19 protein-coding genes are annotated in these 19,691 nt (G+C 63.9%); 5 read left to right on the forward strand and 14 right to left on the reverse strand.

Features of this window, described 5'->3' with window-relative positions:
- The first annotated feature begins 246 nt into the window (after nucleotides 1-246).
- Nucleotides 247-921 carry a heavy metal response regulator transcription factor gene (locus tag ACGLHT_RS19410; protein ID WP_137162299.1) on the forward strand — a complete coding sequence of 225 codons (675 nt, stop codon included), beginning with the start codon at nucleotides 247-249 and terminating at the stop codon, nucleotides 919-921.
- On the forward strand, nucleotides 918-2,294 hold the full coding sequence (locus ACGLHT_RS19415; RefSeq protein ID WP_274120326.1) for a heavy metal sensor histidine kinase: 1,377 nt from the start codon (nucleotides 918-920) through the stop codon (nucleotides 2,292-2,294). The genes ACGLHT_RS19410 and ACGLHT_RS19415 overlap by 4 nt, the downstream gene beginning before the upstream one ends.
- Nucleotides 2,295-2,403: 109 nt before the next feature.
- Here the strand turns inward: ACGLHT_RS19415 and pdxJ are convergent, their stop codons facing one another.
- From pdxJ to rpoE, 10 genes are all read right to left on the reverse strand, one after another.
- Nucleotides 2,404-3,126, reverse strand: a complete 723-nt coding sequence (gene pdxJ, locus ACGLHT_RS19420) for a pyridoxine 5'-phosphate synthase (RefSeq protein ID WP_153670549.1) — start codon at nucleotides 3,124-3,126, stop codon at nucleotides 2,404-2,406.
- A 61-nt stretch (nucleotides 3,127-3,187) separates the two neighbouring features.
- Complete coding sequence (gene recO, locus ACGLHT_RS19425) at nucleotides 3,188-3,871, reverse strand: DNA repair protein RecO (RefSeq protein ID WP_015271594.1); 684 nt, start codon at nucleotides 3,869-3,871, stop codon at nucleotides 3,188-3,190.
- 124 nt (nucleotides 3,872-3,995) lie between these two features.
- Entirely contained in the window at nucleotides 3,996-4,898 is a 903-nt protein-coding gene (gene era, locus ACGLHT_RS19430; RefSeq protein WP_015271595.1) for a GTPase Era, read from the reverse strand.
- The gene (rnc, locus tag ACGLHT_RS19435) at nucleotides 4,891-5,580 is read right to left on the reverse strand and encodes a ribonuclease III (RefSeq protein WP_003258487.1); all 690 of its coding nucleotides are present in this window, start codon (nucleotides 5,578-5,580) and stop codon (nucleotides 4,891-4,893) included. The genes era and rnc overlap by 8 nt, the downstream gene beginning before the upstream one ends.
- Before the next feature lie 161 nt (nucleotides 5,581-5,741).
- Nucleotides 5,742-6,596 (reverse strand): signal peptidase I, encoded by an 855-nt coding sequence (gene lepB / locus ACGLHT_RS19440; protein ID WP_003258486.1) that lies wholly within the window; start codon nucleotides 6,594-6,596, stop codon nucleotides 5,742-5,744.
- Nucleotides 6,597-6,601: 5 nt separating this feature from the next.
- Entirely contained in the window at nucleotides 6,602-8,401 is a 1,800-nt protein-coding gene (gene lepA, locus ACGLHT_RS19445; protein WP_025340425.1) for a translation elongation factor 4, read from the reverse strand.
- A 181-nt stretch (nucleotides 8,402-8,582) separates the two neighbouring features.
- Nucleotides 8,583-9,983, reverse strand: coding sequence for a DegQ family serine endoprotease (locus ACGLHT_RS19450; RefSeq protein ID WP_394520098.1), 1,401 nt, complete (start codon nucleotides 9,981-9,983; stop codon nucleotides 8,583-8,585).
- Between the two features lie 222 nt (nucleotides 9,984-10,205).
- A complete protein-coding gene (locus tag ACGLHT_RS19455) occupies nucleotides 10,206-11,168 on the reverse strand; it encodes a MucB/RseB C-terminal domain-containing protein (RefSeq protein WP_274120328.1) in 963 nt (320 codons plus the stop codon).
- Nucleotides 11,169-11,180: 12 nt separating this feature from the next.
- Nucleotides 11,181-11,771 carry a sigma-E factor negative regulatory protein gene (locus ACGLHT_RS19460; RefSeq protein ID WP_075046173.1) on the reverse strand — a complete coding sequence of 197 codons (591 nt, stop codon included), beginning with the start codon at nucleotides 11,769-11,771 and terminating at the stop codon, nucleotides 11,181-11,183.
- A gap of 31 nt (nucleotides 11,772-11,802) precedes the next feature.
- Nucleotides 11,803-12,384, reverse strand: a complete 582-nt coding sequence (rpoE, locus tag ACGLHT_RS19465; protein ID WP_003252049.1) for an RNA polymerase sigma factor RpoE — start codon at nucleotides 12,382-12,384, stop codon at nucleotides 11,803-11,805.
- A gap of 434 nt (nucleotides 12,385-12,818) precedes the next feature.
- On the opposite strand from rpoE, the gene nadB reads away from it, so the two are divergent.
- The gene (gene nadB / locus ACGLHT_RS19470; protein ID WP_274120329.1) at nucleotides 12,819-14,423 is read left to right on the forward strand and encodes an L-aspartate oxidase; all 1,605 of its coding nucleotides are present in this window, start codon (nucleotides 12,819-12,821) and stop codon (nucleotides 14,421-14,423) included.
- 290 nt (nucleotides 14,424-14,713) lie between these two features.
- On the opposite strand, the gene ACGLHT_RS19475 is transcribed toward nadB, so the two are convergent.
- Together ACGLHT_RS19475 and ACGLHT_RS19480 are read right to left on the reverse strand one after the other, a co-directional pair.
- Nucleotides 14,714-15,178, reverse strand: a complete 465-nt coding sequence (locus ACGLHT_RS19475; protein ID WP_100412747.1) for a protein YgfX — start codon at nucleotides 15,176-15,178, stop codon at nucleotides 14,714-14,716.
- On the reverse strand, nucleotides 15,162-15,416 hold the full coding sequence (locus ACGLHT_RS19480) for a succinate dehydrogenase assembly factor 2 (protein ID WP_003252043.1): 255 nt from the start codon (nucleotides 15,414-15,416) through the stop codon (nucleotides 15,162-15,164). Before ACGLHT_RS19480 ends, ACGLHT_RS19475 begins: the two co-directional genes overlap by 17 nt.
- Before the next feature lie 133 nt (nucleotides 15,417-15,549).
- On the opposite strand from ACGLHT_RS19480, the gene ACGLHT_RS19485 reads away from it, so the two are divergent.
- Together ACGLHT_RS19485 and ACGLHT_RS19490 are read left to right on the forward strand one after the other, a co-directional pair.
- Nucleotides 15,550-16,491, forward strand: a complete 942-nt coding sequence (locus ACGLHT_RS19485; RefSeq protein WP_025340430.1) for a folate-binding protein YgfZ — start codon at nucleotides 15,550-15,552, stop codon at nucleotides 16,489-16,491.
- 55 nt (nucleotides 16,492-16,546) lie between these two features.
- A complete protein-coding gene (locus ACGLHT_RS19490) occupies nucleotides 16,547-17,353 on the forward strand; it encodes an HDOD domain-containing protein (RefSeq protein ID WP_015271603.1) in 807 nt (268 codons plus the stop codon).
- 127 nt (nucleotides 17,354-17,480) lie between these two features.
- Here ACGLHT_RS19490 and ACGLHT_RS19495 read toward each other — a convergent pair whose 3' ends face one another.
- Nucleotides 17,481-18,860 (reverse strand): sensor histidine kinase, encoded by a 1,380-nt coding sequence (locus ACGLHT_RS19495; protein ID WP_025340432.1) that lies wholly within the window; start codon nucleotides 18,858-18,860, stop codon nucleotides 17,481-17,483.
- On the reverse strand, nucleotides 18,853-19,524 hold the full coding sequence (locus tag ACGLHT_RS19500) for a response regulator (RefSeq protein ID WP_025340433.1): 672 nt from the start codon (nucleotides 19,522-19,524) through the stop codon (nucleotides 18,853-18,855). The genes ACGLHT_RS19495 and ACGLHT_RS19500 overlap by 8 nt, the downstream gene beginning before the upstream one ends.
- Between the last annotated feature and the right edge of the window lie 167 nt (nucleotides 19,525-19,691).

Below are 19,691 nucleotides of genomic sequence, written 5' to 3' on the forward strand. Positions count from 1 at the left end.
TGTGTTGTCTGTGCTGGCCTCTTCGCGGGTAAACCCACAGGAACTGCACGGATTTCAGCGTCTGTGAAAATCCTGTGGGAGCGGGTTTACCCGCGAAAGGGCCCTAGCAGACAGCCAGATAACACCAGGATTACAAATCCGTTATCTGCGCCGCGCGTCCTTACTCATGCCGTAACATCCCGCTCCTTGACCCTGACGCCACTACAGGGTCGAGAATCGCCCCCTTTCATCACACCGAGCCCACCCATGCGTCTACTGATCATCGAGGACGAACTGCGTACCGCCGACTACCTGCAACAGGGCCTGCGCGAGACCGGCTACGTGGTCGACTGCGCCCACACCGGCACAGATGGCCTGCACCTGGCCCTCCAGCAGCCCTACGACCTGGTCATCCTCGACGTCAACCTGCCCGAACTCGATGGCTGGACCGTGCTGCAGCGGCTGCGCGCCGAATCGGCCACGCGCATCATGATGCTTACCGCCCACGGCCGCTTGGCCGACCGGGTCAAGGGCCTGGACCTGGGGGCCGACGATTACCTGCTCAAACCTTTCGAGTTCCCGGAACTGCTGGCCCGTATCCGCAGCCTGCTGCGCCGCAACGACCAGCAACTGCAGCCCAGCACCCTGCGCGTCGCCGATCTGGAGCTGGACCCTGGCCGCCACCGCGCCTACCGCGCCGGCCAGCGTATAGACCTGACCGCCAAGGAATTCGCCCTGCTGCACCTGCTGATGCGCCAGACCGGCGAGGTGCTGTCACGCACCCAAATCATCTCGCTGGTGTGGGACATGAACTTCGACTGCGACACCAATGTGGTCGAGGTTTCGATACGGCGCCTGCGGGCAAAGATCGACGACCCGTTCGACAACAAGCTGATCCATACCCTGCGCGGCGTCGGCTACGTGCTCGAGGCACGCTTTTGAAAAACGCCAGCCTGTCACTGCGCCTGGGCCTGAGCGTGACGCTGATGGGCGCCGCACTGGTGCTGCTGGCCTGCCTGGCCGTGTTCGCCCTCGATCACGAACTGGACAGCCGCGCACGCAAGGACCTGGCGCGCAAGATGCTGCAGGTCGAGCACAACCTTCGGGTCGACCTGCGTAGCGAAGACCTGGGCAGCCGCGCCCATCCCTTGCTCGACCTGGTGATGGGACACGACAACCTCAGCCTCAGCGTGCTGGCCCTCGAAGGCCGCCACCCGCACCTGCTCAGCCTGGGGCCAGCGCTGGAATCGCAGGTAGGCGATCTGCGCACCGATGCCCGTCTGGCCTTTCATGCGTGGCGCGACAGCAATGGCAACCAGATACTCACCGTGACCCGGCTGATGCGCCTGCGCGACGACACCCCGGTCAAGGTGATGATGTCGCTCAACCGCGCCGACGACAACGCCCTGCTGCAGGCCTACCTGCACTCCACCTTGCTCGCGCTGCCGTTGCTGCTGCTGATCGGGGCCGGTGCCTGGTGGCTGATGCAGCGCGGCCTGAAGCCACTGCGGCACTTCCGGCGCATTGCCGGGCGGGTGTCGGCCCAGGACCTGCAACATCGTCTTCCCGCTACCGGCCTGCCGCTGGAACTGGCAGAGCTGGCCAGTAGCATCAACGTGATGCTCGACCGCCTCGATCAGGGCGTCAGCCAGCTGTCGCAGTTCTCCGATGATCTGGCCCATGAACTGCGCACACCGTTGAGCAACCTGATGGGCAAGGCGCAAGTGACGCTGGCCCGCGAACGGGACAACGCGAATTACCGGGAAGTGCTGGAAGACAGCATCGAAGAACTGACCCGGCTCAACCGCATCATCAATGACATGCTGTTTCTCGCCCAGGTCAGCCAACCCCAGGCCCAGGTCGCGCTCAAGCCCATGGCATTGGCCGACGAGACGGCGCGGGTTGTCGAGCTGTTTGCGTTCAGTGCCGAGCTGAAAGGGGTTGAGTTGCGTGTGCAAGGCTGGGGGACGGCGCAGGGTGATCGGCTGATGTTTCAGCGGGCACTGTCGAACCTGTTGAGCAATGCCATTCGGCACTGCCCCGATGACAAGCCTGTGGAACTGCGTATCGAGCGCGTGGGCAGCGAAGTTCGGCTTTCGGTGGAAAACCAGGGGCCTGGTATTGCTGAAGAACACCAGTCGCGCTTGTTCGAACGGTTTTACCGGGTGGGCTCGGGGCGCTCGCGGCTGGAGGGAGGGACCGGGTTGGGGCTGGCGATCGTGAAATCGATCATGCAGTTGCATGGTGGGCGGGTCGAGGTCAGCAGCAGCCCCTTGGGGCCTACCCGGTTTACCCTGGTGTTTCCAGCCGAGTAATACATCGCTTGTGCCGGCCTCTTCGCGGGTAAACCCGCTCCCACAGGGATCGCACAAGCCTCAAGGCCTGTGGGGTACCCGCGAAGAGGCCGGTACAGGCGACCAACGATTAGCGCGACGCGGCCACGATCAGCGCCTTCATCTCGGCCACAGCGGCCTTGAAGCCGACGAACAGCGCATGCGCCACCAGCGCATGGCCGATGTTCAGCTCATTGATGCCTTTGATTGCCGCCACCGCCTCGACGTTGTGGTAATGCAGCCCGTGACCGGCATTGACGATCAGCCCCTGCCCCACGCCAAACGCCACACCATCGACGATACGCTTGAGTTCCTCGGCCACTTCGGTCGGGGTTTCGGCATCGGCGTAACGCCCGGTGTGCAGTTCGATGGCAGGCGCGCCAACGCGACGCGAAGCCTCGATCTGCCGCTCGTCGGCATCGATGAACAGCGACACTTCGGCACCGGTACGCGACAGGCGCTCAACCGCAGCCTTGATCCGTGCTTCCTGGCCCGCCACGTCCAGGCCACCTTCGGTGGTCAGTTCCTGACGGGTTTCGGGTACCAGGCAGATATGTGCGGGGCGGATCTTCTCGGCAAAGGCCATCATCTCTTCGGTGACGCCCATCTCGAAGTTCATGCGCGTCTGCAGCACGTCCTTGAGCAGCACCACGTCACGCTCCTGGATGTGCCGGCGGTCTTCACGCAGGTGCACGGTGATGCCATCGGCGCCTGCTTCCTCGGCATCCAGGGCAGCCTTGACCGGATCAGGGTAACGCGTGCCCCGGGCCTGGCGCAGGGTCGCCACGTGGTCGATGTTTACGCCGAGAAGCATGCGGTTGCTGTGAGTCACGAAAGGCTCTCCTGAAGATTGAGCCCCACAGCATACGTCGTGATCAGCGCTTGCGAAACAGTTCCCGGCTGACCAGCGGTTTTGCCCCCAGATGAACCGCCAGTGCCTGGCGCATCAGGCGCTTGGCGGCGAGCAAGGCACCTGGGGCATCCCAGTCGGCTTCGGCCAGGGCCAGCAGTTCGGTGCCGCGGAACAGCCCGGGTTGCACCAGCTCGACCCGCTCCAGGCCGGCGTCCACACGCAAGCGGTACAGGCCATCGACCGCGATCGCCTGGTCATTGACGTCGTGGTGCAACGAAAACGCGTAACCGAGCTCGTCCAGCAGCCGCCATTCGAAGGAGCGCAGCAGCGGCTCCAGCGGGCGACCGGCGGCCAAGGCCTGCAAGGTCAGGGTGTAGTGCTCGAACAGCGCCGGGAAAGGCGCTTCGGCGGGCAGCAGGCGCATGAGCAGTTCGTTGAGGTACAAACCGCTGAACAGGGCATCGCCATGCAGCCACGCGGCGATGCCGGCACTGTCCATGCGCCCGACATTCTTCAGCTCGCCACGCCCACGCAGTTCCAGCTCCAGCGGCACGAACGGCCGCACCAGGCTGCCACCCTTGCCACGCGCACGGCGCAGCACGGCGCGCATGCGGCCCTGCGGGGTGAAGAAGTCCACCAGCGCGCTGGTTTCCTTGTAGGCACGGCTGTGCAGCACATAGGCTGGCTGGCCGACAGGTTGTTCCATAAACGCTCTCTAAAAGCCCCAGACAACTGTGGGAGCGGGTTTACCCGCGAATGCGATGGTGAACCCACTGACGCATTCGCGGGTAAACCCGCTCCCACAGAGTAACCTGAGCCGTCAGGCGAATTTACAGGTCGCCGTAGCCCAGCGAGCGCAGGGCGCGCTCGTCATCGGACCAGCCGCCTTTCACCTTGACCCACAGGTTGAGCATGACCTTGGAGTCGAACAGCACCTCCATGTCCTTGCGCGCCTCGGAGCCGATGCGCTTGATGCGCTCGCCCTTGTCGCCAATGATGATCTTTTTCTGGCCGTCGCGCTCGACCAGGATCAGCGCATGGATGTGCAGCACATGACCCTGCTGCTTGAATTCTTCAATTTCCACGGTGATCTGGTACGGCAATTCCGCACCCAGCTGGCGCATGATCTTCTCGCGCACCAGTTCGGCGGCCAGGAAGCGGCTGCTGCGGTCGGTGATCTGGTCTTCGGGGAAGAAGTGCTCGTTCTCGGGCAGGTGCTTGGCGATCTGTGCTTCCAGCGCCTGCAGGTTGTGCCCCTGTTGCGCGGAAATAGGCATCACTTCGGCGTTCGGCAACTGCTCCTGCAGCCATTGCAGGTGCGGGATCAGTTCGGCCTTCTCTTCCATGCGGTCGGTCTTGTTGACCGCGATGATCAGTGGGCCCGTCACGTACTGCACGCGCTCCAGCACCAGTTGGTCCTCGTCGGTCCATTTGGTGCGGTCGACCACGAAGATCACCACGTCGACGTCCTTCAGGGCCGCCGAAGCGTTGCGGTTCATGTAGCGGTTCAAGGCCTTGTCGTTGGCCTTGTGCATACCGGGGGTATCGACGTAGATCGCCTGCACGTCACCCTCGGTCTTGATGCCGAGCATGTTGTGGCGGGTGGTCTGCGGCTTGCGCGAGGTGATCGCCAGCTTCTGGCCGAGGATGTGGTTGAGCAAGGTCGACTTGCCCACGTTCGGGCGGCCGACAATGGCTACGTAGCCGCAGCGGGTCGGGTTGCTATCAGTCATTGCCATTCTCCACGCCCAGGGCGATCAGTGCAGACGCGGCAGCGACTTGCTCGGCAATACGCCGGCTAACGCCCTGGCCACGGCTCTTGTTGTTCAGCAGCACCACTTCGCATTCGACGAAGAAGGTCCGGCAGTGCGGTTCGCCCTGGATGTCCACCACTTCGTAACGCGGCAGCTCGCAGCTGCGCGACTGCAGGAACTCCTGCAGGCGGGTTTTCGGGTCCTTGTTGGTATCGACCAGGGTCAGGCCTTCGAACTCATCGGCCAGCCAGGCCAGCACGCGCTCCCGGGCCGTTTCCATGTCGGCGTCCAGGTAGATGGCGCCAATCAGCGCCTCCAGGGCGTCGGCCAGGATCGACTCGCGGCGGAAGCCACCGCTCTTGAGCTCACCCGAACCCAGGCGCAGGTGATCGCCCAGGTCGAAACCACGGGCCAGGCGGGCCAGGGTCTCACCCTTGACCAGGCGCGCGCGCAGGCGCGACAGCTGGCCTTCGCGGGCCTGCGGGAAGCGCTCGAACAGCGCTTCGCCGGCGACGAAGTTGAGAATGGCGTCACCGAGAAACTCCAGGCGCTCATTGTTGCGCCCGGCGTAACTGCGATGGGTCAGTGCCAGGAGCATCTGGTCCTGGTTCTTGAAGGTATAACCGAGCTTTCGCTCCAGACGGGCAAGGGGAGCACTCATGCAGCCACCCGTTCGTTGTTCAACGCGTTGTTCAAATCAACATCCTGAAAGACTGTTTGGCTGTGGCCCGCCGCGATGTGCGGCGAATCTCCCGATCCCTGAGAACACAGCCTATGTCAGAAATGCATTCGGCGCTGCCTGCTGGCCAGCGCCGATGGGTATCAATGGATCAGACCGACCCGCGACAGGTTGGGCAGGTGGCTGAGCTTGGGCTCTGGCCAGCTCATCCACACCGCGAAGGCCTTGCCGACGATGTTCCGGTCCGGAACCATGCCGTGCAGTTCCTTCGGGATGTTCGGGTCATCCCAGTAACGGCTGTCGTTGGAGTTGTCGCGGTTGTCGCCCATCATGAAGTAATGGCCTGCCGGCACGGTCCATTGCTGGTCCGGCGGCATGCGGTAACGGCTCATTTCCTTGCGGATCAGGTGTTCGGCCTCGCCGAGCTTTTCCTTGTACAGCTCGGCGCTGCCCAGGGTGCCCGGCTCGGTGCCCACCAGTTGTTCGGCAATCGGCTGGCCGTTGACGAACAACCGCTTGTCGCTGGTGTAGCGCACCTGGTCACCCGGCAGGCCTACCACACGCTTAATGTAGTTGACGTTCGGGTCGCTCGGGTAACGGAACACCATCACATCACCGCGTTGCGGGTCACCCACCTCGATGACCTTCTTGTCGATCACCGGCAGGCGAATGCCGTACGAGAACTTGTTCACCAGGATGAAGTCGCCCACTTCCAGGGTCGGCTTCATCGACCCCGAAGGGATCTGGAACGGCTCGACCAGGAACGAACGCAGCACCAGCACGATGAACAGCACCGGGAAGAACGACTTGCCGTACTCGACCAGCAACGGTTCCTTGCCCAGGCGCTCGACCACCGCCATCTCGGGCTGGCTGACGCTGCCCTGGTAGTTGGCGATTGCCGCACGCCGGCGCGGAGCCAGGAACAGCAGGTCGATCAAGCCCAGCAGGCCGCAGACGAAGACGGCGATGACTAGCAACAGCGGGAAATTTAGCGACATAGGACCTAGCTATCCAACCTGAGCACGGCGAGGAAGGCTTCCTGTGGAATCTCCACGTTACCCACCTGTTTCATGCGTTTCTTACCGGCCTTCTGCTTCTCCAGCAGCTTCTTCTTACGGCTGACGTCACCACCGTAGCACTTGGCCAGTACGTTCTTTCTGAGCGCCTTGACGGTTGTCCGCGCGATGATCTGGCCGCCGATAGCTGCCTGGATCGCCACGTCGAACATCTGCCGAGGGATCAGTTCCTTCATTTTCTCGGTCAACGCACGGCCTTTGTAGGCCGCGTTGTCGCGGTGCACGATCAATGCCAGGGCATCGACCTTGTCGCCGTTGATCAGTACATCCAGCTTGACCAGGTTGGCCGACTGGTAGCGATCGAAATGATAGTCCAGCGAAGCATAGCCGCGGCTGGTGGACTTGAGGCGGTCGAAGAAGTCCAGCACCACTTCGTTCATCGGCAGGTCGTAGCGCACCTGCACCTGGCTGCCGAGGAACTGCATGTCGCGCTGCACGCCACGCTTCTCGATGCACAGGGTGATGACGTTGCCCAGGTGTTCCTGCGGTACCAGGATGGTGGCAGTGACGATCGGCTCGCGGAAATCGGCGACCGCCGAGACGTCTGGCAGCTTCGACGGGTTGTCGACGGTGATGGTCTCGCCGGTTTTCAGTTCCAGCTCGTAGATCACGCTTGGCGCCGTGGTGATCAGGTCCAGGTCGTATTCGCGCTCCAGGCGCTCCTGGATGATCTCCATGTGCAGCATGCCGAGGAAGCCGCAACGGAAGCCGAAGCCCAGGGCGTCGGAGCTTTCCGGCATGTATTGCAGCGACGAGTCGTTCAGGGTCAGCTTCTGCAGCGCATCGCGGAAGTCCTCGAAGTCGTCGGAGCTGACCGGGAACAGGCCGGCGTAGACCTGCGGCTGGATCTTCTTGAAGCCTGGCAGCACTTCGACCTCAGGGGTCGAGGACAGGGTCAGGGTGTCACCGACCGGGGCACCGTGGATGTCCTTGATGCTGGCAATGATGAAGCCCACTTCGCCGGCCTTCAGGTCGGCGGTCTGGGTGTGTTTCGGGGTGAACACGCCCACGCTGTCGACCAGGTGCACCTTGCCGGTGGACTTGACCAGGATCTTGTCGCCTTTCTTGACGCGGCCGTGGCGTACGCGCACCAGCGAGACCACGCCCAGGTAGTTGTCGAACCAGGAGTCGATGATCAGCGCCTGCAGCGGCGCCTCGATATCGCCTTCCGGGGCGGGGATGGTCTGTACCAGGCGCTCGAGCACCTCGTCCACGCCCATGCCGCTCTTGGCACTGCAGGCCACGGCGTCGGTGGCGTCGATGCCGATGATCTTCTCGATCTCGTCCTTGACGCGATCCGGATCGGCCTGCGGCAGGTCCATCTTGTTCAGTACCGGCATGACCTCAAGGCCCTGCTCGATGGCGGTGTAGCAGTTGGCTACGGACTGGGCCTCGACGCCCTGGCCGGCATCCACCACCAGCAGCGCGCCTTCACAGGCCGCCAGCGAACGCGAGACTTCGTAGGTGAAGTCGACGTGGCCGGGGGTATCGATGAAGTTCAGCTGGTAGACCTTGCCGTCCTGCGCCTTGTAGTTGAGCGTGACGCTGTGGGCCTTGATGGTGATACCGCGCTCACGCTCCAGGTCCATGGAATCGAGCACCTGGGCTTCCATCTCGCGTGCCGACAGGCCACCGCACATCTGGATGAAACGGTCGGCCAGCGTCGACTTGCCATGGTCGATGTGGGCGATGATGGAGAAATTGCGGATATGACTCAAATCACTCACGGGTCAACACTCGAAAAGGCTGCGAGCCGGACGCCCGCCGAAAAATAGCCGGGAATTGTACCTTAAGCTGCCGGGATATGGGAGATTCCTCTATCGGGCTGTACACAGCATTCGCCCCTGCAATTGTGAACTTTCATGAAAAAGGGCAGCCGAAGCTGCCCTTTTCTCCTTGCCAAGCCGCTTATTCAGCCAGCTTGAAGGTAATGAAGCTGGCACGGCCCTGACGCAGCACGCGCATCGACACCGAACGGTTCTTCGGCAGTTCCTTGGCGATTTCGGTGAATTCCTTGGCCGAACCGATGGCCTGGTTGTTCAGGTGGCTGATCACGTCACCCGGGCGAAGGCCGATCATCGCGGCCGGGCCATCCTGGACTTCCTTGATGACCACGCCACCCTTGAGCTCCAGGGCTTTCTTCTGCTCGGCGGTCAGGTCGGCCACCGAGACGCCCAGGCGGTTGCTGCTGCGCTCGGCGCTGCCTTCGGCGCCGGTACCGATGTCGGCATCGTCGTCCGGCAGTGCGCCAACGCTGATGTCGAGGTTCTGGCGCTTGCCGTTGCGGATGATCTCCAGCTTGGCCTTTTCGCCGTCCTTGAGGCTGCCGACCAGGTGCGGCAGGTCGGCCGACATGACGATCGGCTGGCCGTTCATGCTCAGGATCACGTCACCCACCTGCAGGCCGCCCTTGGCTGCCGGGCCGTTTTCCAGCACCTGTGCCACCAGGGCCCCGGCCGGTTTGTCCAGGCCGAACGACTCAGCCAGGTCCTTGTTGACCTCCTGGATCACCACGCCCAGCCAGCCGCGGCTGACCTTGCCGTCTTTCTTCAGCTGGTTGGAGACATCGATCGCCACATCGATCGGGATGGCGAACGACAGGCCCATGAAACCGCCGGAACGGGTGAAGATCTGCGAGTTGATACCCACCACTTCGCCGTTCATGTTGAACAGCGGGCCGCCGGAGTTGCCCGGGTTGATGGCAACGTCCGTCTGGATGAACGGCACGTAGGTGTCGTTGGGCAGGGTGCGACCCTTGGCGCTGACGATACCTTTGGTCACCGAATGGTCGAAGCCGAACGGCGAACCGATGGCCAGTACCCACTCGCCCACCTTCAGATTCTCGGAATCACCCAGCTTGACGGTCGGCAGGTTCTTGCCCTCGACCTTGAGCAGGGCCACGTCGGTGCGCGGATCGGTGCCGACCAGCTTGGCCTGCAGCTCGCTGCGGTCCGACAGGCGGACGATGATTTCGTCGGCATCGGCTACCACGTGGTTGTTGGTCAGCACGTAGCCATCGCTGGAAATGATGAAGCCCGAACCCAGCGACTGGGCCTCGCGCTGGCGGTCGCCACGCGGCGAGCGCGGCTGCTGCGGCATGTTGCGCTCGAAGAACTCGCGGAACATCGGCGGCAGGCCTTCCAGGTCGGGCATCTGCCCGGCGGCCATGCGGCGGTCCGGCAGCTTCTGCTTGGTACTGATGTTGACCACGGCTGGCGAGGCCTGCTCGACCAGGGTAGTGAAGTCCGGCAGGGCTTCCTCGGCCTGGGCGCTGAGCACCTGGCCGAGCATCAGCACGGCGGCGAACATCGATAGGTAGGATTTCAAGCGTGGTATTGACATACGGCTCCCGTCACAACGAGCGGTAGTTTAGAAAGGCCCCTGCACAAAGCAGGAAAGGCCAGGCTCCAAGAAGCCTGACCTATAGAAAATTTGCCGATGGATTGCAAATGACAATGCTTTAATTTCATTTCAGAGGCATGTCCGCACGCCTTGGCATGGCCCGCACGCCAGGCCCGCAAATGCGCGCCATCACTGGCGCGCCTGGCCATCCTGGGGGCGCATCGACAGCGCCACACGCTCTGCGGTACCCAGCGGAATCTCGCCGACCACAGTGACCATCACCTTGCCCTTGGGCGTGTTCAGCCGACGCGAGACCGCCGAAGTCGGGCCAAGCTGGGTGCGCATGTCGGTCCCGCCCTCATCCTTTACCGGCTCGAGGAACACCGAGAAGCGCGCCAGGCCATCGTCGTACATCAGGCTGCTGACCGTGCTGTCATTCTTGGGGTCGCGGCGTACCGAGCTGTTGACCAGTTCGAAGCCAGGCGGCAGCCAGTCCGAACGCCAGCCGGCGACCGTGTCATTGGCGGCAGCGGCCACATGCTGCACCGGCTTGCACGCAGCGCTGGCGCGCAGGTCGTCGTCGCTAGGTGCTTCGGTATCGAGACGGGTCATCTGGAAGCGCTCCAGCAACTGCCCCTTGTCGTTGACCATCAACGAGCGCAGCGGCAGGCCGGTAGCACGGTCCAGGTGCAATTCGAAGGCATAACGGTGCTGGTCGCGCGGGGTGAGCGTCACGATCACGGCATCGCGCCCGGCGACCCGTGACTTGCCCGCCACGCTCAAGTCATACCAGCCCATCAGTTTCAGTGGATCAAGCACACGCTGCGCGGCGTCCGGCGGCGTCGTCACACCACTGGCCAAGGCCCCGCTGACGCACTCTACCTTGCCATCCACGCGCACGATCTCCTGGGCGGCGCCATCAAGCTGCAACAGCCGCTCGCTGACCTTGCCGTCGTCGACCCTGTGCCAGATCTCGTGGGAAGAGAAGCTGCCATTGCGTTCGTAGACAAAAGAGCCTTGGTAGCTCTGCTTTTGCTCGGCCTGTGCCAGCTTGCTCAGCCACTCGCTCGCCTCGGGCGAGGAATTGGCCGCCAATGCTGGCACCGTCATGCAGCTGCCAATCAGCAGCGACAGGAGAGGTAGCGCGCGCATGATCCTCCTTACTTAACGGTTTTCCAGGCTGGCGGCGCGGGCATACGGCAATGCGGTTTCAGTGCCCTTGAGCGCAGATTCCTGGGCATGCTGGCGCAGGTAGCCTGGCAGACGCTGGTCCCAGCCGGCCTGGTTCTGCAGCACGCCGTTGGCCATCGGCCCGGTCGGTTGCTCACTGCTCTCACTATAGCCTGCCAAAACGGCCGGGCCTTGTGCTTGTGGCACAGTCAGGCCTTGCTGGGCAGGTTGCTGGGCAGCAAGCTCGGCGCCAGTGATCTCGTCCTGGTTGTACATGCGCACACCGGCCAGCACCGCTACGGTGACCGAGGCAGCTACCGCCAGGCGGCCAATGCTGCGCCATGGCCCTTTCTTGGCCTTGGCCGGCACGGCTTCGTCAGCCAGCGCTGCAGACACCGCCGAGGCGATATCCAGGTTGGGCAGCAGCAGCTCCTTGTGCATGGCTGCGCGGGCAACCTGGTAACGCGACCAGGTGGCACGGGTTTCAGCATCGTCTACGGCGTTCAACACACGACGCAGTTCAAGCTCGTCCGCTTCGTTATCCATCACCGCGGACAGCGATTCCTGCAAAGCTTCACGACTCATGGCGGTTCCTCTCTTGGCTGTCGCCGCTGTCTCAGGTTTCCTGCAGCAAAGGTTGCAGGGCTTTGTCTATGGCCTCCCGAGCGCGGAAGATTCGAGAGCGCACGGTACCCACCGGACATTGCATGACACTGGCAATGTCTTCGTAACTCAGCCCGTCGAACTCGCGCAGGGTCAGTGCCGTGCGCAGGTCTTCAGGCAGTTGCTGGATGGTGCGATGGACAGTGCCTTCGATTTCATCCCGCAACAACGAGCGTTCTGGGGACTCGAGATCCTTGAGACCATGATCGCCGTCGTAAAACTCCGCATCCTCGGAGCTCACATCACTATCTGGCGGCCGTCTTCCACGGGACACCAGGTAGTTCTTCGCCGTGTTGATGGCGATGCGGTACAGCCACGTATAGAACGCACTGTCTCCGCGGAAGTTGCCAAGCGCACGGTAGGCCTTGATGAAGGCTTCCTGTGCTACATCCTGGGCCTCGTGGGTATCGTGAACGAACCGCACGATCAACCCGAGAATCTTGTGCTGATACTTCAGCACCAACAGATCGAAAGCTCGCCTGTCACCGCGCTGAACGCGCTCGACAAGCTGCTGATCCTCTTCCTGGGTTAGCATGAACACTCCTCAGTGAACTCGAAGGAGCGTTGCAACAGCCATCGTTCAGGCTTGCAACCATAGACTCGGGCTTTGCGCAAAAGTTCTCCCCTCCAAGCAAGTTTCCTGCAGCCCTTGGTCGGGTTGCACGGAAGACGCGGCACGGTCACGGCCGGCTACGTCGATAATCAGGTTTCGAGTACGCAGGGACAGCCCGGACAGGCCTGCCGCCCTGCGTCGCCGCGGCAAGTTGTGGCGCGTGGGCAGCCTTCATAGGATTTCCGGCCATGTCGGAAAGTTCCCACAAAGGTTGTCGCGACCAGGCAAGTGGCATGGAAATTGGCCACCCGGGGCTGCTATAAAGGCAACCCGGCCAGCTTTAACGATAGTTTCACAATGCCATCGGCGCGTGACTATTGTGCCGCGCCCCTTCCAAAGAATACTAGTGTCCCGACATGAGCCAACAATTCCAACATGATGTCCTGGTGATCGGCAGCGGTGCCGCCGGTCTCAGCCTGGCACTGAACCTCCCCAGCCACCTGCGAGTCGCCGTGCTCAGCAAGGGCGACCTGGCCAACGGCTCGACCTTCTGGGCCCAGGGCGGTGTCGCGGCAGTGCTGGACAATACCGATACCGTGCAGTCGCATGTCGAGGACACCCTCAATGCCGGCGGCGGCCTGTGCCATGAAGAAGCTGTGCGCTTTACCGTCGAGCACAGCCGCGAAGCCATCGAGTGGCTGATCGAGCAAGGCGTGCCCTTTACCCGCGACGAGCATTACAGCGTCGACGACGGCGGCTTCGAGTTCCACCTGACCCGCGAAGGTGGCCATAGCCACCGTCGCATCATCCATGCCGCCGACGCCACCGGCGCAGCCATCTTCACCACGCTGCTGGAGCAGGCCCGCCTACGCCCGAACATCCAGCTGCTGGAGCAGCGCGTGGCGGTCGACCTGATTACCGAACGTCGCCTTGGCCTGCCCGGCGAGCGCTGCCTGGGTGCCTATGTGCTCGACCGCAACACCGGCGAGGTGGACACCTTCGGTGCGCGTTTCACCGTGCTGGCCACTGGCGGCGCGGCCAAGGTCTACCTGTATACCAGCAACCCCGATGGTGCCTGCGGCGACGGCATCGCCATGGCCTGGCGGGCCGGTTGCCGGGTGGCGAACCTGGAGTTCAACCAGTTCCACCCGACTTGCCTGTACCACCCGCAGGCCAAGAGTTTCCTGGTCACCGAAGCCCTGCGCGGCGAAGGTGCCCTGCTGCGCCTGCCCAATGGCGAGCGTTTCATGCCACGCTTCGACCCCCGCGAAGAACTGGCCCCGCGCGACATCGTGGCCCGCGCCATCGACCACGAGATGAAGCGCCTGGGTGTGGACTGCGTGTACCTGGACATCACCCACAAGCCGGCCGACTTCATCAAGAGCCACTTCCCCACCGTGTACGAGCGCTGCCTGGCCTTCGGCATCGACATCACCCGCCAGCCGATCCCGGTAGTACCTGCGGCGCACTACACCTGCGGCGGAGTGATCGTCGACGACCGCGGCCACACCGACGTGCCGGGCCTGTATGCCATAGGTGAAACCAGCTTCACCGGCCTGCATGGTGCCAACCGCATGGCCAGCAACTCGCTGCTGGAATGCTTCGTCTATGGCCGTGCCGCCGCGGCCGACATCCAGGCGCACCTGGATGAAGTGGTCATGCCCAAGGCCCTGCCCGGCTGGGACGCCAGCCAGGTCACCGACTCGGACGAGGACGTGATCATTGCGCACAACTGGGACGAACTGCGGCGCTTCATGTGGGACTACGTCGGCATCGTGCGCACCAGCAAGCGCCTGCAGCGAGCGCAGCACCGCATTCGCCTGCTGCTGGACGAAATCGACGAGTTCTACAGCAACTACAAGGTCAGCCGCGACCTGATCGAATTGCGCAACCTGGCGCAGGTGGCCGAGTTGATGATCATGTCGGCCATGCAGCGCAAGGAAAGCCGCGGACTGCATTACACCCTGGATTACCCGGGGATGCTGGACGAGGCCAAGGACACCATTCTTAGTCCGATCTAAGTCCGGCCCCTGGCGCGGCAATTTCAGCGCCTGCGAGATCGAGCGCCGCCCGCGCGGCGCTTCGCAGCACAAGGCTGCTCCTACATCTGTTTCGGGCCAGTAACGCCTGTGCCTGCGCTCGCGACCGCCTTGTTTGCCCGACACGATATCGAGGCGTACGCCAGGGCCGCGAGTCGCGCTCACAGGAATAACTGGCCCGAAACAAACGGTAGGAGCAGCCTTGTGCTGCGAAGCGCCGCGCGGGCGGCGCTCGATCTCGCAGGCGCTGAAGCCGCCACGACGAACACCTGTCAGCCCTGACTCGCCCCAACCCCTGCCCACCTGCGCCGGCTGAATTTCAACCGCACCCGCAAGCGCCTGTGCTCATCAGCCCCCAGCGCATCCCGTGGCACGCATTGGCTCTCCCCCAACCAGCGCCCCGCCCGCACAAAGCGCAATACCACCAGCGCCGGTAACGCCACGCTGTCCCGGCACAAGCGCACCGGCTGCCAGCCACGGGCACGGCTGAACACCTGCCAGCCGCGCACATCACGGCGCAGGCCAACAACGGCATGCTCATGCGTCAGCAGAATACGTCGGGGAATGGCCCAGCCAGCGTGGGCAATACAGGCGGCGACAACAGCAAGGGCCGACCACCCGGGCAGCGGGCTCGCCCATACGGCGAACCACGCCAGTACCTGGCACCCCAGGTAGGCCGCCAGCAGCAGGCGCGAGCCTTGCCAGCGGCACTCGAAGCACTCACTTGGGCTGGACACGGTCCAGGATGATGCGAACCATGCGCTGCAGCTCCGGGTCTTCGGACTCGGTGCGCTCCATGAACCAGCCGAACATGTCCTGATCCTCGCAGCTCAACAGACGCACGTAGAGTTCGCGGTCGGTTTCGTTGAGCGTGGGGTAGACTTCCTGGGTGAAAGGCACCAACAGCACGTCCAGTTCCAGCATGCCGCGGCGGCTGTGCCAGAAAAGCCGGTTGAGTTCAGTTTGTTCGACCATGGGGCCCTCCTCGAATGGCCCGCCAGTATACAGCCAGGCGAGCGAAGCGACACCGGGCGTTGGTCTAGTCACCTACCTATTTTGTTACCGGCGTTCTATGATGGCCGCCAGTCTTTAGCCACCGCGATGACCCATGGCCGATTCCGCTTTCTTCTGCCCCCTGTCCCACGAGGGCATCCTCGCCGTCCGCGGCTCCGATGCAGGCAAGTTCCTGCAAGGCCAGCTGACCTGCAACATCAACTACCTCAGCCCGGAACACGCCAGCCTCGGCGCCCGCTGCATGGTCAAGGGGCGCATGCAGTCGAGTTTCCGCATCCTGCCCGAAGGCAACGGCTACCTGCTGGCCATGGCCAGCGAGCTGCTCGACGCCCAGCTGGCCGACCTCAAGAAGTACGCCGTGTTCTCCAAGGCGACGCTGACCGATGAAAGCGCTGCCTGGGCACGCTTCGGCCTGCAAGGCGGCGATGCGGCGCTGCAGGCCCTGGGGCTCGATGTGCCTGCGGCAGCTGGCAGCACCGTGCGCCACGACGGGTTGATCGCCATTGCCGTGTCCGCTGGCCGCGTGGAGCTGTGGGTACCGGCAGACAAAGCCGACAGCGTTCGCCAGGCGCTGGCCGCCGCACTGCCCGAAGGTAGCCTCGGCGACTGGCTGCTGGGGCAGATTCGCGCCGGGATCGGCCAGGTAATGGGGCCGACCCGCGAGCTGTTCATCCCGCAGATGATCAACCTGCAGGCCGTCGACGGCGTCAGCTTCAAGAAGGGCTGTTACACCGGTCAGGAAATCGTTGCCCGCATGCAGTACCTGGGCAAGCTCAAGCGCCGCCAGTACCGTCTGGCACTGGACCAGCAGGCCATTCCGGCCCCGGGCGCCGAGATCTTCTCGCCCACCCATGGTTCGTCGGTCGGTGAAGTGGTCATTGCTGCCAGCAACGGCACAGGCTGCGAACTGCTCGCCGTGCTCAGCGCCGAAGCGGTGGAAGACGACAACCTGCACCTGGGCAGCCTGGAAGGCCCACGCCTGCAGGTGCTGACCCTGCCCTACGAACTGGACCGCGACCGGGAAATCCAGCGTTGACCAGCCTGCCCCGCCTACGTGGCGGGGCCGCACCACCACTGCGGTAGACACGCCCATGAACAAGCTGGCCGAGATGGTTCAAGCACAGTTGCTCGATGCCATCGAAAAGGATGACCTGGTCCTGCCGACCCTGCCCGAGGTTGCCTTGAGCATCCGCGAGGCGGCGGAAGACAGCGAAATCAGCGTAGCGGCCCTGAGCAAGGTGATCGGTCGCGATGCGGCCCTTTCAGCGCGCCTGATCAAGGTCGTCAACAGCCCGCTGCTGCGCGCGGCGGTCGAGGTCACCGACCTGCACACCGCCATCACGCGGCTGGGCATCAACTACAGCTGCAACCTGGCCATTGGCCTGGTGATCGAGCAGATTTTCCACGCCCGGGCGCCGGCAGTGGAGCAGAAGTTACGTGATATCTGGGCCAACAGCCTGGATGTGGCGGGCATCAGCTACGAAATCTGCCGCCGCTTTACACAGCTCAAGCCCGACCAGGCCACCCTCGGCGGGCTGGTCAACCAGATTGGCGCACTGCCGGTGCTGATCTATGCCGAAGAGCACAACGAACTGCTGTCCGACCCGGTGTGCCTGCATTATGTGATCGAGCAGATCCAGCCGGTGCTGGGCGACAAGATCCTCAAGGCCTGGGAATTTCCGGAGCAACTGGTCAACCTGCCGAGCCAGGTGCAGGACCTGGACCGGCAGACTGACAAGATCGACTACATCGACATCGTGCAGATCGCCCGCTGCATCAGCCAGCGCGGGCGCCACCGGCCGCTGGCAGCACTACCGGCATACCGCCACCTGGGCCTGCCGTACGGCACCGAGCTTGAAGTGGGTGAACTGATCGAGGCGCGGAGCATGTTGCGCTGACCGGTGTCAGCCTGTGCCGGCCTCTTCGCGGGTAAACCCGCTCCCACAGGTATAGCGCAGCCTTCAGCAGCGGCGCGGTCACTGTGGGAGCGGGTTCACCCGCGAAAGGGCCGGTACAGGCCACACATCAATCCGCGATAAAACTCACCCGCACCCGCAACCCGCCCTTCGCACCGTCATGCAGGCTCACCTGCGCCAGGTGCGCCCGGCAGATCTCGCCGACAATCGCCAAGCCAAGCCCACTGCCCTGCGCACTGCGCCGGTAGAAGCGCTCGAACACCCGCTCACGCTCGGCCTCGGGAATCCCCGGCCCGTCGTCCTCCACCTCAAGCACCGCCGGCGCCAGCACCCGCAAGATCACGTTGCCGCCAGCCGGCGTATGCGCCAAGGCATTGTCCACCAGGTTGCTCAACAACTCGTTGAGCAGCGTCGGCTCACCCTTCAGCCACACCGGCGCCTCGGCCTCCAGGGCCAGCGCCACCCCGCGTTTGTGCGCCAGCGGTGCCATGGCCATGCCCAGCTCACGAGCCAACTGGCTCAGGTCCAGGCGCTGCGCCCCGCCTTCGGCAATCGCCCGCGCACCGTTCTCGACCCGCGCCAGCGACAGTAGCTGGTTGGCCAGGTGGGTCAGGCGGTCAGTGCCCTGGGCCGCGGACTCCAGTGTCTGCCGCCACTCCTGCGGCTCGGCCGAACGCAAGCCCAGCTCGACACGTGCCTTCAGCGCGGCCAGTGGCGTACGCAACTCATGGGCGGCGTCGGCGATGAACTGCGCCTGGCGCTCGAACTGGCCGCGCAATCGCTCGGTGAAATGGTTCAAAGCCCGCACCAGTGGGCCTAGCTCACGCTGCACCTGCACCACCGGCAAGGCCCGCAGGTCGTCCGGCTGGCGTTCTTCCACCGCCGTGCGCAGGCGCTCCAGCGGCCGCAACGCGGCACTCACGGCAAACCACACCATCACCAGCGCGCCCAGCGCCAGCATCCCCAGGCGCAGCAGGGTATCGGCCATCAGGCCACGGGCCATGCGCACCCGCGCTTCCTCGGTCTCGGCCACACGGATTTCCGCCATGCCGTTCATGTTCGGCTCGCTCACCGGCTTCAGCAGGCTGACAACGCGCACATCCTGGCCCAGGTAGGTGGCGTTGTAGAACCGCGCCAGCGCCGGGTAATCGTCGGTACGCGGTGTGCCCGGCGGCGGCGCTGGCAGGTTCTCGTAGCCGGAAATCAGCCGCTGCTGGATGTCCAGCACCTGGTAGTAGATGCGCCCGGCACTGTCGTAGGCGAAGGTGTCCAGGGCCACGTAGGGCACATCTGCGCTCAGCGAGCCGTCACGCTGGGACAGGCCTGCGGCAATGGTCCGCGCCGAGGCCAGCAGGGTCCGGTCGTAGGCGGTATCGGCGGCCTCGCGGCCGTTCCAGTAGGCGCTCAGGCCACTGGCCAGCATCAGCACCACCAGCAGCAAGGCCAGGTTGCCGAGCAAGCGCCCGCGCAGGCTGCCGTTGTCACGCATCGCGGTGCTCGAGCAGGTAGCCAAGGCCACGGAAGGTGACGATGGCCACCGGGTGGCCGTCGAGCTTCTTGCGCAGGCGGTGGATGTAGATTTCGATGGCGTCGGGGCTGGCTTCTTCGTCCAGGCCGAACACCTGGGCGGCCAGTTGCTCCTTGCTCATCACCCGGCCCGGTCGGGCGATCAGCGCTTCCAGTACGCTCTGTTCGCGCGAGGTCAGGGTCAGGTTTTCGCCACCCAGGGCGAAGCGCCGGGTGTCCAGATCGTACACCAGCGGCCCGCAGCGTTGCTGGCGCTCGCCACCGAGCACGCTGCGCCGCAGCAGGGCCTTGACCCGTGCTTCCAGTTCGGTCAGCTCGAACGGCTTGGCCAGGTAGTCGTCGGCGCCCAGGTTCAGGCCGTGGACCCGGTCCTTGACGTCACTGCGCGCGGTCAGCATCAGCACCGGCAGGGTCTTGCCACGGCCGCGCAGGCGCGCCAGCACCTCGAAGCCGTCCATGCGCGGCAAGCCGACATCCAGCACGGCCACGGCGTATTCCTCGCTGGCCAGGGCCAGGTCGGCGGCCACGCCGTCATGCAGCACATCCACGGTCAGGCCATGGCTTTTCAAGGCCTGGGCCACGCTTTCGGCCAGTTGCAGGTGGTCTTCGACCAGCAGCACACGCATCGGATTCTCCCTGCTCGGGTGGGACGGTGGCGCGGAGTGTACCGCTGTCGGCAGGCCTGTGAAGCCCTGTCGACAAACCTTTCACGCTGAAAGGTTAGCGAAAGGTTGGTTACCTAGCATCGCACCACGGTCGCCCTTCGCGCCGAAAAAAGCACCAGCAAGGTGCA

The organism is Pseudomonas sp. PsB, from assembly GCF_043658375.1.
Classification (GTDB): domain Bacteria; phylum Pseudomonadota; class Gammaproteobacteria; order Pseudomonadales; family Pseudomonadaceae; genus Aquipseudomonas; species Aquipseudomonas putida_Z.

Coding starts and splice junctions, on each gene's coding strand:
- ACGLHT_RS19410 (WP_137162299.1), top strand. CDS start 247: ATGCGTCTACTGATCATCGAGGACGAACTGCGTACCGCCGACTACCTG.
- pdxJ (WP_153670549.1), bottom strand. CDS start 3,126: ATGCTTCTCGGCGTAAACATCGACCACGTGGCGACCCTGCGCCAGGCC.
- recO (WP_015271594.1), bottom strand. CDS start 3,871: ATGGAACAACCTGTCGGCCAGCCAGCCTATGTGCTGCACAGCCGTGCC.
- era (WP_015271595.1), bottom strand. CDS start 4,898: ATGACTGATAGCAACCCGACCCGCTGCGGCTACGTAGCCATTGTCGGC.
- rnc (WP_003258487.1), bottom strand. CDS start 5,580: ATGAGTGCTCCCCTTGCCCGTCTGGAGCGAAAGCTCGGTTATACCTTC.
- lepB (WP_003258486.1), bottom strand. CDS start 6,596: ATGTCGCTAAATTTCCCGCTGTTGCTAGTCATCGCCGTCTTCGTCTGC.
- ACGLHT_RS19450 (WP_394520098.1), bottom strand. CDS start 9,983: ATGTTCGCCGCCGTGCTGATGCTCGGCCAGGTGCTCAGCGCCCAGGCC.
- ACGLHT_RS19455 (WP_274120328.1), bottom strand. CDS start 11,168: ATGCGCGCGCTACCTCTCCTGTCGCTGCTGATTGGCAGCTGCATGACG.
- ACGLHT_RS19460 (WP_075046173.1), bottom strand. CDS start 11,771: ATGAGTCGTGAAGCTTTGCAGGAATCGCTGTCCGCGGTGATGGATAAC.
- rpoE (WP_003252049.1), bottom strand. CDS start 12,384: ATGCTAACCCAGGAAGAGGATCAGCAGCTTGTCGAGCGCGTTCAGCGC.
- nadB (WP_274120329.1), top strand. CDS start 12,819: ATGAGCCAACAATTCCAACATGATGTCCTGGTGATCGGCAGCGGTGCC.
- ACGLHT_RS19480 (WP_003252043.1), bottom strand. CDS start 15,416: ATGGTCGAACAAACTGAACTCAACCGGCTTTTCTGGCACAGCCGCCGC.
- ACGLHT_RS19485 (WP_025340430.1), top strand. CDS start 15,550: ATGGCCGATTCCGCTTTCTTCTGCCCCCTGTCCCACGAGGGCATCCTC.
- ACGLHT_RS19490 (WP_015271603.1), top strand. CDS start 16,547: ATGAACAAGCTGGCCGAGATGGTTCAAGCACAGTTGCTCGATGCCATC.
- ACGLHT_RS19495 (WP_025340432.1), bottom strand. CDS start 18,860: ATGCGTGACAACGGCAGCCTGCGCGGGCGCTTGCTCGGCAACCTGGCC.
- ACGLHT_RS19500 (WP_025340433.1), bottom strand. CDS start 19,524: ATGCGTGTGCTGCTGGTCGAAGACCACCTGCAACTGGCCGAAAGCGTG.